The organism is Lentzea sp. HUAS12, from assembly GCF_024125735.1.
In the GTDB taxonomy this organism is placed as follows: domain Bacteria; phylum Actinomycetota; class Actinomycetes; order Mycobacteriales; family Pseudonocardiaceae; genus Lentzea; species Lentzea albida.
The window spans coordinates 1,534,603-1,550,364 of sequence record NZ_CP099738.1; the positions used below are offsets into that span (position 1 = coordinate 1,534,603).

Genomic DNA, 15,762 nt, shown 5'->3' on the forward strand with positions numbered 1-15,762 from the left:
ACAAGTGTGGATCGCGGTGCGGGTGAACTGGCGACGGATGTCGATGCCGAACGTGTCCGGGTCGGCAGTAGGTTGCCGGAACTGCCCAGCCGAACGCCCGAAACGATGAACGACCTGCTCGGCGAAGCGTGATCACATGATCAGTCCACAAGTGAGGATCGAGGTTCGATGAGCACCGGACACGCCGGCTTCGACCGGTTCATCGGGGGCCTGGACGGGCTCGTCACCGGGGGGACGATCCTTCCCGCCTGGTCACCGGACGGGAGGTCGCTCGCGTTCCTCGACGGCACCGCGGAGGAGCGCACCGGCCGCCTCGTCGACCTGGAGTCGGGGGAGAGCACCCCGCTCGTCGCCGACGTGCAGGTGCTGCGCGAGGAGGTCCAGAAGGCCACCGGGAGGTCTCCGGCCGGGCGTGGCCTGCCGTTCGACCACATCGCCTTCACCGGGCCGCGCACGCTCCTGGGCGTGGTCGGGCGGGATCGGGTGACCCTCGACCTCGACACCGGTGACGTCCGCAAGGTGCCCGAGGAGCGGGCGGTCGACGTCCACACGGGATTCGCGGACAGCGTCCGCCGGACGCCGCGGGAGTTCCTGCGCACGCTGCCGATGGTCGACCCGATGAAGGTCCGGGAACTGGTGTCGCCGGACGGCGACCTGTTCGTGTCGACCGAGGGCGGCAACGTCGTGCTGCGCTCCGCCGCGGACGGGCGGTCCGTGCCGCTGACCGCGGACGGCACACCCGAGCACGAGTACCGGTTCGACCTGGTGGACCCGTCGATGGCCATGCTGGGCATGGCCTTCCCGGTGTGCAACTGGTCGCCGGACGGGTCACGTCTCGCCGTTCACCGCGTCGACAACCGGGGCGTGTACCAGAACCCCCAGGTCCACCAGCTCAAGCGCGAGGCCGAGGTGGTCCTCCGCTACGACCCGCTGGCTGGCGGAAAGCTCGAACGCACCACGCTGCACGTACTGGACGTGCACGGCGGTGCGCCGGTGGAGCTGGACCTCGGCGACACCACCGACACCTATCCGGTGCACGCGGCCTGGTTGCCCGACGGCACCGCGCTGGTGGTCTTCGTGCTGAGCCGCGACTGCCGCCGGGCCGAGGTGCTGCTCGCCGATGCGAGGACCGGTGCCACGCGGTCGTTGTTCGTCGAGGAAGGCGACACCTTCCTGCGCATCCACCACGACGTCTACTTCGGCAAGAAGATCGGCCTGTTCCTCACGCCGGACGGCACCCGGTTGCTGTGGCTGTCGGAGCGGTCCGGCTGGAAGCACCTCTACCAGTACGACCTGGACGGCAACCTGGTCGGTCAGCTCACCGACGGGGACTGGCCGGTGGACTACGCGTGCCGGATCGACGGTGAGCACGTGTACTTCACGGCGCACCTCGACCAGGCCCGTCCCTACGACCTCCACCTGGCGCGGGTTCCACTGGTCGGCGGGGAGGTGGAGCACCTGACCGAGCACGCGGGGAAGCACTCGGTGATGTTCTCGCCGGACGGTGCCGTGTTCGTGGACACCTGGTCGACTCCGGCCGAGGCACCGCGCAGCGTGCTCCGGCGCAACGACGGAGCGCTGCTGTGCGAGCTGTCCACAGCGGACGTGTCGCGTCTGGAGTGGACGCCGCCTCGCGAGTTCACCGCCACCGCCGCGGACGGGAGGACCGAGCTGTGGGGAACGATGTTCTTCCCGGCCGACTTCGACGAGGCCAGGACCTATCCGCTCGTCGAGTACGTCTACGGCGGTCCGCAGATCGCGGTCGTCCCGCGCGCCTTCCACGACGTGTTCACCCCGAGGGCACAGGCGTTGGCGCAACTCGGGTTCGTGACGTTCGTCGTCGACGGCCGAGGCACCCCGGAGCGGTCGAAGGCCTTCCACGACGTCGTGCACCGCGACTGGGCCGGTGCACTGGTACCCGACCACGCCACCGTGGTCGAGCAGCTGAAGGCACGGCACTCCTTCCTGTCCGAGGCGCCGGTCGGAGTCATCGGGCACAGCTGGGGCGGCTACTCCGCGTTCCGGCTCGCCGCCGAACGACCTGACGTCTACACCGCCGCCGTGTCGTCCGCTTCGGGCTTCGACCCGTACTCGTCGGTGTTGTACGAGTGCTACCTCGGATTCCCCCAGACCGACGCCGACGCCTACCGCGACGCCGCGGTCTACCCCCTCGCCGAACGCATGTCGGCGGAGTTCATGCTCCTGTGCGGGACCATCGACCACTCCACCTGGTCCAACAACGTCACCATGAGCGAAGCCCTCATCCGAGCACGGAAGCAGCACGAGTTCGTGGTCCTGCCGGGACAGCCGCACAGCTACGACGCCGCGCACAACAGCTACTACTGGCGCAAGGTCAGCGACTTCTTCCGCACCCACCTCGTGAAGACGTCGCAGTAGTTCGTCGCAGTGGTTCTCAGGGGGTGAACGCGCGGGCGGCGGCCAGGAAGGCGTCGTTCTCGTCGGGTTCGCCGATGGTGACGCGGGCGCCCTCGTCGACGAACGCGCGCACGACGACCTTGTGGTCCAGGCAGTGGGCGTTGAACGCGCCGGTGCGCTCGCCCAGGGGCAGCCACACGAAGTTCGCCTGGGTCTCGGGGACGTCGTAGCCCATCGCGAGGAGTTCGCCGCGCACGCGGGTGCGTTCGGCGACGATCGCGCGGCAGCGGACCATCAGCTCGTCCTCGGCGTCGAGCGAGGCGATGGCGGCGACCTGCGCGAGCGCGTTGACCGAGAACGGCACGTAGACCTTGCGCAGCACGTCCGCGACGACCGGCGGCGCGACCGCGTAGCCCACGCGCAGGCCGGCGAGGCCGTAGGCCTTGGAGAAGGTGCGCAGCACGGCGACGTTGGTGTGCCCGGCCGCCCACTGCTGCTTGGCGAGCTCGACGCCGTCGGGGACGTGGGCGTCGTCGACGAACTCCTTGTAGGCCTCGTCGAGCACGACGAGCACGTCGCGGGGCACGCGGGCGATGAACGCCTCGATCTGCTCGGTGCGCAGCGCGGTGCCGGTCGGGTTGTTGGGGTTGCAGACGAACAGCATCCGCGTGTTCGGGGTGATCGCGGCGAGCATCGCGTCGAGGTCGTGGGTGTGCTCGTCGGTCAGCGGCACGCGGATCTGCCGGGCGCCGGAGACGTGCGTGACGATCGGGTAGGCCTCGAAGGACCTCCACGCGAACAGGACCTCGTCGTTCTCGCCGCAGGTGGCCTGGACGAGCTGCTGGCACAGCATTACCGAGCCGCAGCCGACGGCGATGTGGTCCGCGGGCACGCCGAGCTTGTCCGACAGCCGGTTCGTGAGTTCGACCGAGCCCGAGTCGGGGTACCTGTTGATGCCGGTGGCCGCCTCGGCGATGGCCTCGACGACGCTGGGCAGAGGTCCGGCGGAGACCTCGTTGCTCGCGAGCTTGATGGCGCCGGGGATGCTCCTGCCAGGCACGTAGGACGGCAGGGACGCCAGGTCAGCACGGGTTCGCACGCTCATGTCGCCACTCCTCGCAGTACACGTTGCCGTCATCGTCGACGCCTTCGAACGAGTTCGGAGTGGACATCGGTCGCAACTTGTTCCCCGGCCACGCGACACAAGTCGATTCCTCGGTGCTGCCCCCGTGGATAGTTTGGTCCGATGCCGGAATCAACTGACTCGATCGCGCTGCGGGCTCTTGCCGACCGTCTCTGGTCGCATCTCCGAGCGGGTGATCCCTACCTCGCGCAGCGGGCCGGCGATCCGGTCACACGGCTCCCGCACGGGACTCCGGAGGAGGCGCAGGACGACGCCGCGTTCGGGCGGCGGCTCCTCGCGGAGATCTCCGCACTGTCCGAAAAGGACTCCGATCTCGCCGTCGTCGTCGGGGAGTACGCCCGCAAGCTGGCGCGCGCCGACAACGACTACTGGTGGACCTTCCCGGTCGCGCCCTACCAGACCTATCCGTGGTCGTTGTACCGGCAGCAGGTGTTCGAGCCGTTCACCTTCGCGGACGGGGGAGACGTCTCCCGCTACCTCTCGCTGGTCGACGACTTCGCGAAGACCCTCGACGCCGCCCGCGGCAAGCTGGTCGCGCAGGCCGAGAACGGGATCGCGTTGCCGCGTCCGGCACTGCCGGGTTTCCTGGCCACGATTCGCGCGCACCGCGCGGCCGCGGCCGACTACCTCCGGGTGGACGAGGCCCGTGCGACCGGTCTCGGAGCGGCGACGCGGGGCAACCTCCGCGACGACGTCGAACGCATCGTCGACGGGGAGGTGCTTCCCGCGTTCGACCGGCTGCTGGACCACCTGACCGGTCCTGGCGCCGAACGCGCCATTGAGGGGGTAGGACTCCACCAGTACGCCGGCGGCGAAGATGCTTACCGCGCGCTCGTGCGGCAGTACGCGACCTATGACATCTCGCCTGAGCGGGTCCACGAGCTGGGCCTGGAGCAGGTGGCGCAGCTGACCGAGCAGCTGGCGGACATCCGCCGGGCTGCCGGGTTCACCGGTGACGAGGCCGCGTACCGCGCGGTGCTGCAGGCGGATGACCGCTTCCACGCACCGGACGCCGAGTCCGTCGCGAGCACCTACCGCAGGCACATCTCGGCGATCGAGCCGCGGATCGGGGAGTGGTTCAGCGTCCTGCCGAAGGCAGAGTACGGCGTGCAGCGGCTGGACGCGGCGCTCGAAGCCGGGATGTCGTACGGCTACTACGAGCCGCCCGTCGCCTCGAACGTCGTGGGCAGCTACCGGTTCAACGGATCAGGGCTGGACTCCCGCGCGCAGATCTCCGCTGCCGCGCTGATCCTGCACGAACTGGTTCCCGGCCACCACTTCCACCTCGCTCGCCAGGCCGAGGACACCGGCCTGCACCCGCTGCAGGCTCAGGCGGCACCGGCGGAGTTCGGCGCGTACACCGAGGGCTGGGCCGAGTACGCCGCCTCGCTCGGGTTCGAGATGGGTGCGTACGACGATCCTTGGGACGCGTACGGCGCCTGTGTGCACCAGCGGTTCGTCGCCCAGCGCCTGGTCGTCGACACCGGCCTGAACCTGATGGGCTGGCCGCTCGAGAAGGCGCGCGAGTACATGGCGTCGATGACCATGGAATCTCCGGCTCAGGTCGCGTCCGAGACCCTTCGGTACGCCACGGACATGCCCGGCCAATGTCTCGGGTACCGGCTGGGAGCGACGAAGTTCTGGCAGTTGCGTCGCGAGGCGGAACAGGAACTCGGCGCCGCGTTCGACGTGCGCGAGTTCCACGAGGTCGTGCTCGGATCGGGAACGCTGCCGCTGACGGCCGTGGAACGCAACGTCGCCGCCTACATCGCCGGGCGCTCAGCCTCACCGGTGCCGGACCGGAGGTCGGGCCGCAGCGGGTGATCGACATGGCCACAGCGATCGCCTCGCGGGAGGGCGTGAGCCTCAGGTCGCTGTTCGACGCGGTCCCGTCGCCGCGGGGGACGTACGTGGCGGGGGCGGTCATGCTGGACGGTGACACGGTCGGTCCGTGGATCGTCTACGAGGTGGTCTCGGGCAAGCCGCTGTTCTCCACTCCGCCGGCGCCCCACATCCACGCACAACCCGGGTGGCTGCCCGACGAGAGCGGCTTCTGGATGGCCGACCGCACACCGGACGGCCTGCACCGGCTGCGCTTCCACCCGGTGGCTCCCGGCACCGCCACACGGCCCGAACTCGTGCTGCCCGCCGAGCAGGTCGCAGTGTCGCACCCCGCGCTGACGGCGCAGATCTCGCCCGACGGCCGGCGAGCGTTGCTGGTGAGCGAGCCGCACGAGCACGTCGCACTCGGCCTGCTCGACCTAGGGACGCTGACGCTGAGCCCGTTCCTGCCCGACGGGTGGACGGGGGAGTGCGACGGGTCGTGGCTGGACGACGACACCTACGTCGCACGGGTCACCTGGGACGGGTCGCGCGGGCAGGTCGAGGCGATTCCGGTCGCGACCTCCCAGGACCTCACGACCTGGCGGACTCTGGTCCCGGAGGGCGATGGCTTCCTCAACTGGGCGGGTGTTGTCGGGGGACGCCTGTACGTCGGCGACCTGGTCGACGTCTCCCAGCGGGTCCGGATGGCCGATCTGGACGGTGGCTCCGCCGCGGTGCTGCCGTTGCCAGGGCCGTGCGACCTGCCCAGCATGATGATCAGCCGCTGCATCCGGCCGACCGAGGCCTTCGCCTTCACCCACACGACCTTCACCCAGGCGCCCGCCCTGATGTGGCACGACCCGGAGACCGGCGAGCTCGTGCGCGCCCGGCCGCCCGCTGCCGAGCTGTCCGGCGTGGTGGTGGAGCGCGGCTTCGCGACCGGCCGCGACGGCACGCGCGTGCCGTACTTCCTGGTGCGGCGCGCTGATCTCGACCGCGGGAACCCGTTGCCGTGCCTGGTGCACGCCTACGGTGGGTTCAACCTCTCACTGCTGCCGCGGTTCCCGGGCGAGTACGTCCCGTTCATCGAGGCGGGTGGGATCTTCGTGCAGGCGTCCCTGCGCGGCGGCGGAGAGTACGGCCGCGCCTGGCACGACGCCGGACGCCTGGCGAACAAGCAGAACGTGTTCGACGACCTGGCCGCTGTGGCACAGGCGTTGATCGACGAGGGCGTGTCCTCACCCGACCACCTGGCCTTCCAGGGCGAGAGCAACGGTGGCCTGCTCGCCGGGGTCGCGGCCGTGCGGCAACCGCACCTCTGGCGGGCCGTCGCCCCGGTCTCCCCGTTGCTGGACCTGATGGAGGCCTTCCCGGACACCCCGGAGGCGTCGATGATGCGCGCCGTCGTGCACGAGGACTACGGCGACGTCGACGACCCCGAGGACGCCAGAACGACCTTCGCCTGGTCGCCGTACCACAACATCGAGCCCGGAATCGCCCATCCCGCCGTCTACCAGGTGTTCGGCGAGAGCGACCCGGCCTGCCGGCCCTTCCACGGCCGCAAGTTCACGGCCCGCCTGCGCGAGGCCGACGCCGGCGGACGACCGATCCACCTGCGCGTGTGGCGCCACACCGGCCACGTCGCACTCGACCCGGCACAGGCGGCCACCTACACGGCGGAGTGGCTGTCCTTCCTCATGAATCAGACCGGCCTGCGCCACCCCGGCGCGGTCCACAAGGGAGGTTCCGCATGACCGAGACCCTCGAGACCATCGACTTCCTGACCCACAGCAAGGTGCGGGTGGAGGCCGGCGCGGCGACGATCTGGCCGCACGTCGTCGACGTGGGCGGATGGCGCCGCGGTCAGCGACTCGTGCACCTCAGCGGTGACGCGGCCGGTCTGGGTGGCCGGTTCCACGTGGCGGCACCGGAAGCCCTCGACGTGCCGCTCTACTACGTCGAGAACGTCGAACTGGTCGCGGAGCAGCGCCGCACGATCCGCCTCGACGGGCTGGACGGCTCCTTCATCGGGTTCGCGACCTGGGAACTGACCCCGGCCGGTGACGGCACGGTGGTCGCCTACGACGTCTACACCCGCGGCGCCCTGCTGCCGCCCGGCCGGTCGGCGCAGGAGTTGCTCGCGGGCGCCCAGCAGGTGATGGACCAGGGACTGGTGCACCTCAAGGAGTTCATCGAGGGACAGGACCCGCTTTCCGGGTGATGACGACGATCGGTTCGTTGACCTTCGCGCGTTGCGGGGTGCGTCCGGCAGCGGGCGGTTGATCACGCACGTGCACACCGCCCGCAGCCACCGCCGACAACGCGCTCCTGAACCGCCGTCCGAGGCCGATCAACCCGCCCTGCGGGCCGCCTGCATCCGCGGGACGATGGTGGTGAGCGTGTGCTGGCGGATCTCTGGGCTGGTCGCCGCGACGAGGTCCACACGCGGGTCCCACGGGTGCTCGAGCACGCCGGCCACCGCCCGGGCCGTGTCGGTGTTCTCCAGCCGGTCGATCAGGTGCAGCGCCATGTCGATGCCGGCGGTGATGCCCGCGCTGGTCACCACCGGGCCGGCGTCCACCCAGCGCCGGTCGCGGACGACCTCGACCTCCGGGTGCTTCTCGGCCAGTTCGTCCAGGACGAGCCAGTGGGAGGTGGCGGCCCGGCCGTCGAGCAGCCCGGCCGCGGCGTAGACCATCGCACCGTTGCAGACCGAGGTCATGATCGTGCCGTGCTCGGCGAGGGCTCGCATGCGGGCGAGGTGGGCCTGGTCTGCGCAAAGCGCTTCGACGCCCGCGCCGCCGGGGTGGACGACGAGGTCGGGCAGGGGCTCGTCGTCGATCCCGCCGTCCGGGGTGACCGTCAACCCCAGCGCGCAGCGCACGGGCGCACCGTCGAGGCTGGCCGTGCGCACGCTCACCGGACGGGTCGCCACCGTCTGCCAGATCCGGAGCGTCTCCCACGGGCCGGTGAAGTCCAGCTCCTCGACGCCGTCGAAGAGGAGCACGGTGATGCGGTAGGGCAGCGTGTCTGTCATGCCCCCATCCTTCGGGCCCCGCCCCGCCGCGACGAGTAGCAGGAATGCCCCTGTTCGATAGGATTCCGCCATGACCGGTTCGTCCCGGCGGCATCGCGTCGCGGTGCTCGCCCTCGGCGGTGTGCAGCCGATGGAGGTCGGCATGCCGTTCCAGACCTTCGGTCTCCACGACAGCCGCTACGACGTCATCCTGTGCGGACGGTCCGCCGGGCCGGTCGAGACTCTCCACGGCTGGTCGCTCACCGCGCCCCACGGCCTCGACGAGGTGGTCACGGCGGACACGGTGATCGTGCCGGCCTACGGGAACTCGGAGCTGGGCACCCCGCCGGACGCCACCCCGGACGTGCGGGAAGCGCTGCGCGAGGCGCACTCCCGGGGTGCGCGGATCGCCACCATCTGCACGGGCGCGTTCGCCCTGGCCTCCACCGGCCTGCTCGACGGCCTGCGCGCGACCACCCACTGGCTGCTCACCGATGAGCTGGCCCGCCGGCATCCGCGCATCCAGGTCGACCCCGGCGCGCTCTACGTCGACAACGGCTCCCTGCTCACCTCGGCCGGGGTGGCCAGCGGCATCGACCTCTGCCTGAACCTCCTGCGCCGGGACTGCGGCGCGGCCACGGCGACGTCGATCGCCCGCGTGATGGTGGCCGCTCCCCACCGCGAGGGCGGCCAGGCGCAGTACGTGACCCGCCCGCCCGCGCCACCGAACCGCACCGGGCTGAGCGCGACCCTGGAGTGGGCCCTGCACCGCCTCGACACCCCGCTGACGGTCGCCGAGCTGGCCAGGCACGCCGCGGTCGCCGAGCGCACGTTCGCCCGGATGTTCACCGAGCAGCTCGGGATCAGCCCGATGAAGTGGCTCACGGCGGCCCGGGTCAGCCGTGCCCGCGAACTGCTCGAGACGACCGACGCCGGCATCGACCACATCGGCCAGGCGTGCGGGCTGGGAACCCCGGCGAACTTCCGCCACCACTTCCGGGTCGCGACGGGAACCACCCCGACCGACTACCGCCGCACCTTCTCGTCTCGCACCGCCGACGATCTGGTCGGCGGCGCACCGGCGCGATCGGGCAGCGCGGCCCAGCCGCCCGCACGCCGGGTACTTCCGGGCTCGCCTACGAGCGGCGGAGCAGCTTCCGCACGAGCGTGACCACGACGGCGACGGCCAGCACCCACGGGCCGGCCACGATGACCGGGTCCAGGACCTGGTGCTTGACGTCGGCACGCTTCTGGCCGAGGCGGGAGGAGGCGCCGTGCCGGGAGAACTCGCTGAGCACCCCGGTCTCGGTGACGGGGTTGTCCGGCCGGGCCGTCAGGAACGAGCTCAGGTGGCTCTCCCACGCGTCCACCCGGTCGGCGGCGAGCAGCAGCAGCCAGTGCGCGGCCCGCCCCTCGCTGTACTTCCGGTAGGCGAGCCGCCGGATCTTCCCGGACGCCCCTCGGGGCGGGCAGGTGGTGCCGAAGACGGGGGTGAGGAACTTGTGCTCGATCGAGCGTTCCCGCGGCCACTTCTCCGGCTGGCGGTCCGGGAACTCCCAGTGCGCGCCGGTCCGGTCCTCCTGCCACCGCAGCTTCGGCACGGACGGGCGGTCCTTCGGGTCGAGGTCCGCGCCCCAGCCCGGGATGCGGGCCCGCAGCTGGTCGGTGGACTCGGCCAGCGGCGGCTTGTCCGACGTGTAGGTCATGGCGGTCGTCTCCTTCAGGCGGCGTTGGGCACGATCAGCGGCTTGATGCAGCCGTCGAGCTTGGCCGAGAACATGTGGTAGCCCTCGGCGATGTGTTCCAGCGGGATGCGGTGGGTGACGATGTCGCTGGGCTTGAGGTAGCCGTTGCGGACGTGCTCGAACAGCCGCGGCCACTGCCGCTTCACGTGGCACTGGTTCATCCGCAGCGTCAGCCCCTTGTTCATGGCGTCGCCGAACTTCACCGCGCTGAACATCGGGCCGTAGGCGCCCACCACCGAGATCGTGGCGCCCTTGCGGACCGAGTCGATGGCCCAGTTGAGCGCCACAGGGGAGCCGCCCTGGAGCTTCAGCTTGGCCGAAGCGACGTGCTGGGTGAAGTTGCCGTCCGCCTCCGCGCCCACGGCGTCGATCGCGACGTCCGCGCCGAGGAAATCGGTGGTCTTCTTCATGTGCACCACGATGTCGTCGCACTCGGTGAAGTTGACGGTCTCGGCGTGCGCGAACGCGCGGGCCTTGGCCAGGCGGTACTCGAGGTGGTCGACGACGATGACGCGGCCGGCGCCCATCAGCCAGGCCGACTTCGCCGCGAACAGGCCGACCGGCCCGGCGCCGAAGACCACCACCACGTCACCCTCGACGATGTCGCCGAGCTGCGCCCCGAAGTAGCCGGTGGCCAGCGCGTCGGTGAGCAGGACGGCGTCCTCGTCCTCCATCCACTCCGGAATGACGGTCGGCCCCACGTCCGCGAACGGCACCCGGACGTACTCGGCCTGGCCGCCGTCGTAGCCGCCACAGGTGTGGGAGTAGCCGTAGATGCCGCCGACGGCCGTCGCGTTGGGATTGACGTTGTGGCAGTTGGAATACAGCCCACGCGCGCAGAACCAGCACGTGCCGCAGAAGATGTTGAACGGCACCATCACTCGGTCGCCGGGCACGAGGTTGCGCACCGAGGACCCGACCTCCTCGACCACGCCGATGAACTCGTGCCCGAACGTCATGCCCACACGCGTGTCGGGCATCATGCCGTGGTAGAGGTGCAGGTCGGAGCCGCAGATCGCAGCCATCGAGACTCGCACGATCGCGTCGTTGGGGTGCTCGACGACCGGCGGGGGCTTCTCCTCCACCCGGATCTTGTAAGGACCGCGGTAGACCATCGCACGCATGGCGTCTCCTTCGACCGTCTCTTCGGTGGGACGCCGACGGACGCAACGGCGGGCCACTCGCGAAACCGGCAGGTACCCGCTGTCCGAGGGGATAACCCGCTGCGCGCGGGCGAACGTCGGTCGTGGTCGACGCCGGAGACCCTCGGCGTGATCCACTCCGAGACCGGTGTCGCCGTCGGAAGCCTGCCGATCGTCGCCCCGCCGTCCCCAGGCGAGGGCGAGCTCCTGGTGCGGGCCTGGCGGTGGGCCACGCGACCGTGGCCGCGGCTCACCCGCCGAGCAGGGCCCTCGCCACGGCGCGGCCGGAGAGCCAGGCCGTCTGCACGCGCGGACGCCCGAACGCGTCGCCGCACAGCCACACCTGGCCGTCCCTCGCGTACGGGACCTCGAACCCCTTCTCCGGCTGGGCGTAGGTCCACCGGTGCGTCTCGATCTGCGGCGAGGCGGCTATGTCGAGCAGTACTCCCACGGCCGAGGCGAGGATCGGACCGGCCTCGGCGGGTGCGTCCAGGTGTTCGGAGGCCAGTTCGGGGGTGGAGTGGGCGACGAGGACCGGTGCGGCGTCGCCGCGGCGGTCGCCGTCGTCGCACACGGTGGCGAGCACCGGGTGGTCGTTGACGAACGCGCCGCGTAGTCCGTTCCACGAGCGGGCCGGGTAGGTGAGGACCGCGGCGATCACCGGCCGCCAGCTCTGCGAGGCGGCGGCGGAGGCGATCGCCGGCGGCGGGGACAGTTTCAGGGCCTGGGGTCCCGGCATGGCCAGCACCACCGCGTCCGCGTCCTGTGCGATGGATTCGACGGAGTCGACCGGTGTGGAGAGGCGGACGTCGAGTCCGTCGGCGAGGTCGGTGGCGAGGCTGCGCAGTCCGCCGGGTGCGGCCCAGCGCACGGGACCGCGCGCGTCCGTGCCCGCGGGGTAGACCCGCAGGGTGTCGGTCCAGGGACGGGCGAGGCCCCGCGCCTGCCAGGACTCGGTCTGCGCGACGAACGCCGGATCGTCGGCGACCAGGTAGGCGGCACCGATGTCCGCGTACCGGCCGTTGATGCGCCGGCTGGCCAGCCGCCCGCCCACGACACGGCCACGTTCGAGGACGCGTACCCGTGCTCCTCCTTCTGACAGCGCACGTGCGCACGAGAGACCCGCTATGCCTGCCCCGACCACGACTACGTCCACGAAGGACACATTAAGTGCCGCGTGGTGAGGTCACAGGACGGCGGCGCCGCGCCGGCCGTCGCCGGAACCTCGGTGAGCCTGATCGAGGAACCAGGCCACCGAGTTCGGTCTGTCCGACGTGGCAGCTGTCCGGGCTACCGGTCAGGACGTGCGCCGGTAGTCCTCCCAGGTCCGGATCGGGATCCGGGGCCCGTCGTCGGGGCGGTGGTTGGCGAGGCCGTTGAAGCCGAGGTAGTAGTCACCGACCTGGTTCTGGGCCTGGGTGGCCTGGTCGGTGTCGTTGATCGCCACGGCGTGGATGTGCCACGGCCAGTCGCCCTGGGACGGGCTGCGGACCCAGGCGGCGAAGCCGACCTGGCGCAGCGCACGGGCGGCGGCGGTGCGGGTGGTGGCGGACATGCCGTCGACGTTGATGTCCAGGGCGCCGCCGCCGTCGTGGGTGCCGGCGGAGGTCGGGTCGCCGCCGGGGTTGTACGAACCCTGCGACAGCACGAGGCGACGTCCCAGCAGGCGTTCGGCCTCGGTCAGCATCGCCTGGGTGCGGGTGTTGACGACGTACCCGTCACGCTGCACCTTCGAGCCCGGCTTGAGCACGTGCGAGACGGTGAACCGGTTCTGCCCGAGCGAGGCCAGCGAACTCGCGCCGGGCAGCCCGTTCGCGGCCAGCCCGGTGTAGCCGAGCGAACGCTGGTAGGCCGCGTACGCCGTGATGGTCGTGGTGCCGAAGTAACCGTCGACCCAGCGGGCGTCCAGCAGGTTGCGCGCCTGGAGGGCCCGTTCGACGGCCAGCACGGAGTCCTTGGCGCCGGGGGTCAGCGTGTCGTCCGCGCGCCGGGGATCGATCTGGGCGGCCAGGACGGTGGCTTCCATGTTGACGACCGGCAGCGCTGCGGCCGAAGCCTGCGTCGTGCTCGACGTCAGGCAGCCCAGGACGGCGAAGGCCGCCAGCGCCGCGGTGCCGCTCCGGGTCTTCAATTTTGGCTTCATGCGGTCTTTTCCGTTCGGTCGAGCTCGTTGCGCGATGGGACAACGCGAGCGCGGTGTCCTGGACAAGGCTCGGACATCACGCTGACAAAGCTCTGACACGACGGTCGCGCCGGCTCCCGAGATCAGTCTTTTCGCTCGGACGAACGAACGCCGCGTGCGGTGACGGCCGCCGGGTAGTCCATACCGGACCCGAGGAGGTCGAACACCTGCCCGTACAGCTCCGAGGCCGACCGCGACGGTTCGTGGTGGCGCCGGGCGTCGACCGCGGCGGGAGCGGCGCAGAGCGCGACGGCGGCGACGAGTCCGGGACGCGGGTCCACCGCGGGCTCGACACCCATCCGTGCGGCGATCAGCTCCGCCACCTCGGACGTCCGCGCGGTGCTGTGCTCGGCGGCCGCGGCTCGGAGTGCCGGGTTGCCCGCGATCAGGGTCTGCAGTTGGTGGAAGCGGAAAGCGTCGCAGTTCTCGTCGGCTTCGTAAGCGGTCAGCACTGCGACGACCGCGTTGCGCATCGCGGTCATCGCCGGCTCGTCGGCGGGGCGGGACCGCAGCGCTTCGACCATGGCGTCGTGCTGCTCGGTCAGCACCGACAGCGCCGCGTCCTCCTTCGAGGTGAAGTAGCGGTGGAAGGTCCGCGCGGACATCTCCACCGCTTCGGCGATCTGGTCGACGGTCGTGGCGGCGAAACCCTGCTGTGCGAAGAGCTCGTACGCCGCGTCGACCAGCGCCTGGCGGGTGCGGACCTTCTTGCGCTCGCGCAGCCCGGGAGTGCTCATGGGCCAACCTTACTGGAGTTCGCGCGATCACGTCACACACTGTCGTTTGTCTCGTTGCGACAAATGTCAGACTCTGACAATATCGCCGTCATGAGTCAGATGACGCGCAACTCCACCGCTTTCTGGAACCTCCACAAGCAGGGTGCGCGCTTGCAGAAGGTCCTGTTCCGCTCCACCAGGGGGCGGCTGGGCGCGACGTTCCTCGGTGCTCCGGTGCTGTTGCTCGACCACGTCGGGCGTCGCAGCGGCGAGCTCCGCACCAACCCGTTGATCTACCTCGACGACGAACCCGGCCTGGTCGTCGTCGCGTCCAAGGGCGGGTCCGACACGCATCCCGCGTGGTTCCACAACCTGATGGCCATGCCGGTCACCGAGGTGGAGCTGCCAGGAGGGATGCGCCGCCGCGTTCGTCCCCGCGTGGCCTCCGGTGCCGAACGCGCCGCCCTGTGGCCCCGCCTCGTCGAGGTCTTCCCGTCCTATGAGGACTACGCCGGTCACACCGGCAGGGAGATCCCGGTGGTCGTCCTCGAACCTGTCGCCCGCCCCGCCCAGCGCGCTGTCGTGCAGCGTGACTACGGCGTCGCCGACGCGGTGCTGGCGTACTCGGCGGCGCACCCGGTCGGGGAACCGTCCCCGACCCAGGTCCGCATCGAGGTGCACGCGGCCTCGGTCAACCCCATCGACTGGCAGATGATCGAAGGTCGCCGCCGCCTGATCGCGAAGCGCACATTCCCGTTCGTCCCGCTGTTCGACCTCGCCGGCGTCGTGACCGCCGTCGGCAGCGAGGTCGCCCGGCTGAAGGTGGGCGACCGCGTGCACGCCGACAACAAGCTCCACGGCGGCGGCGCCGGCGAACACGTGAACGTCGAACAGGACCTGGTCAGCGTGATCCCCGCCGGGCTGAGCTTCGCCGAGGCCGCCGCCGTGCCGCTGGCCGCCCAGACCGCCCTGCTGGCACTGGACAAGGCGCGGATCGGCCCCGGCAGCCGCGTGGTCGTGATCGGCGCGTCGGGTGGCGTCGGCACCTACGCCGTCCAGATCGCGAGGGTCCTCGGCGCGCACGTCACCGCGGTCAGCAGTGGACGCAACGAGGCGTTCGTCCGCGAACTCGGCGCGCACGACGTCATCGACCACACCGCGGGCCGCTACGACGCCGCCGTGCCCGCAGCTTCCGCGGACGCGGTGCTCGACTTCGTCGGCGGGCGCGAGCAGTGGGTGGCCGCCCGGAACGTCATCGCCGACGGAGGCCGGTTCGTCACGATCTCCCGCGACGAGGACGACCGGATCACCGTCGGAGCCGCGTTGCGTCTGGGGACGACGATCCTGGCCCGGAAGGTGAAGTCGTTGGTGGGCAGGAGGATCGCCTACGTCCCGATCTTCCTCGACGCGTCACGCGAACTCCTCGACCGCGTGGACCGGATGGTGGAGGCCGGGCAGGTCCGCGTGCACGTCGACCGGACCTACGGGTTCTCCCGTGACGAGGTGGTCGCAGCGCTGGAGCACAGCAAGAACGGCCGCACGGTGGGGAAGGTGGTCGTGCAGATCATCGACGACGACGCAGCGTAGTTCGAAAGACTCTATTGCTTCAGTGTTGAC

The 15,762-nt window shown here is 70.7% G+C and carries 13 protein-coding genes; 6 read left to right on the top strand and 7 right to left on the bottom strand.

What is annotated here, in order from left to right:
* The first annotated feature begins 168 nt into the window (after positions 1-168).
* Positions 169-2,397, top strand: a complete 2,229-nt coding sequence (locus ND450_RS06805; protein ID WP_253325305.1) for a DPP IV N-terminal domain-containing protein — start codon at positions 169-171, stop codon at positions 2,395-2,397.
* A 16-nt stretch (positions 2,398-2,413) separates the two neighbouring features.
* Here ND450_RS06805 and hisC read toward each other — a convergent pair whose 3' ends face one another.
* A complete protein-coding gene (hisC, locus tag ND450_RS06810; RefSeq protein ID WP_253325306.1) occupies positions 2,414-3,481 on the bottom strand; it encodes a histidinol-phosphate transaminase in 1,068 nt (355 codons plus the stop codon).
* A gap of 141 nt (positions 3,482-3,622) precedes the next feature.
* Here hisC and ND450_RS06815 point away from each other — a divergent pair, with 141 nt between their 5' ends.
* From ND450_RS06815 to ND450_RS06825, 3 genes are read left to right on the top strand one after another with little or no spacing between them, the layout of a single operon-like run.
* The gene (locus ND450_RS06815) at positions 3,623-5,344 is read left to right on the top strand and encodes a DUF885 family protein (RefSeq protein ID WP_253325307.1); all 1,722 of its coding nucleotides are present in this window, start codon (positions 3,623-3,625) and stop codon (positions 5,342-5,344) included.
* 5 nt (positions 5,345-5,349) lie between these two features.
* Positions 5,350-7,098: a prolyl oligopeptidase family serine peptidase gene (locus ND450_RS06820; RefSeq protein ID WP_253325308.1), complete on the top strand. Its 1,749-nt coding sequence runs from the start codon at positions 5,350-5,352 to the stop codon at positions 7,096-7,098.
* The gene (locus ND450_RS06825; RefSeq protein ID WP_253325309.1) at positions 7,095-7,565 is read left to right on the top strand and encodes an SRPBCC family protein; all 471 of its coding nucleotides are present in this window, start codon (positions 7,095-7,097) and stop codon (positions 7,563-7,565) included. The genes ND450_RS06820 and ND450_RS06825 overlap by 4 nt, the downstream gene beginning before the upstream one ends.
* Before the next feature lie 129 nt (positions 7,566-7,694).
* Here ND450_RS06825 and ND450_RS06830 read toward each other — a convergent pair whose 3' ends face one another.
* On the bottom strand, positions 7,695-8,381 hold the full coding sequence (locus ND450_RS06830) for a DJ-1/PfpI family protein (protein ID WP_253325310.1): 687 nt from the start codon (positions 8,379-8,381) through the stop codon (positions 7,695-7,697).
* A gap of 70 nt (positions 8,382-8,451) precedes the next feature.
* Here ND450_RS06830 and ND450_RS06835 point away from each other — a divergent pair, with 70 nt between their 5' ends.
* Positions 8,452-9,531: a GlxA family transcriptional regulator gene (locus ND450_RS06835; RefSeq protein ID WP_253325311.1), complete on the top strand. Its 1,080-nt coding sequence runs from the start codon at positions 8,452-8,454 to the stop codon at positions 9,529-9,531.
* Here ND450_RS06835 and ND450_RS06840 read toward each other — a convergent pair.
* The 5 genes from ND450_RS06840 to ND450_RS06860 all read right to left on the bottom strand — a co-directional run bounded on the left by ND450_RS06840 (position 9,497) and on the right by ND450_RS06860 (position 14,166).
* Positions 9,497-10,066, bottom strand: coding sequence for a hypothetical protein (locus ND450_RS06840; protein WP_253325312.1), 570 nt, complete (start codon positions 10,064-10,066; stop codon positions 9,497-9,499). The two genes, ND450_RS06835 and ND450_RS06840, sit on opposite strands and share 35 nt — an antisense overlap.
* A gap of 14 nt (positions 10,067-10,080) precedes the next feature.
* A complete protein-coding gene (locus ND450_RS06845) occupies positions 10,081-11,229 on the bottom strand; it encodes a zinc-dependent alcohol dehydrogenase (RefSeq protein ID WP_253325313.1) in 1,149 nt (382 codons plus the stop codon).
* Between the two features lie 268 nt (positions 11,230-11,497).
* Complete coding sequence (locus ND450_RS06850) at positions 11,498-12,412, bottom strand: NAD(P)/FAD-dependent oxidoreductase (RefSeq protein WP_253325314.1); 915 nt, start codon at positions 12,410-12,412, stop codon at positions 11,498-11,500.
* A 132-nt stretch (positions 12,413-12,544) separates the two neighbouring features.
* On the bottom strand, positions 12,545-13,390 hold the full coding sequence (locus ND450_RS06855; protein WP_253325315.1) for a peptidoglycan-binding protein: 846 nt from the start codon (positions 13,388-13,390) through the stop codon (positions 12,545-12,547).
* A 122-nt stretch (positions 13,391-13,512) separates the two neighbouring features.
* Positions 13,513-14,166 carry a TetR family transcriptional regulator gene (locus tag ND450_RS06860; protein ID WP_253325316.1) on the bottom strand — a complete coding sequence of 218 codons (654 nt, stop codon included), beginning with the start codon at positions 14,164-14,166 and terminating at the stop codon, positions 13,513-13,515.
* 90 nt (positions 14,167-14,256) lie between these two features.
* Between ND450_RS06860 and ND450_RS06865 the strand changes: the two genes are divergently transcribed.
* Positions 14,257-15,732, top strand: a complete 1,476-nt coding sequence (locus ND450_RS06865) for a nitroreductase/quinone reductase family protein (RefSeq protein ID WP_253325317.1) — start codon at positions 14,257-14,259, stop codon at positions 15,730-15,732.
* The last annotated feature ends 30 nt before the right edge of the window (positions 15,733-15,762 follow it).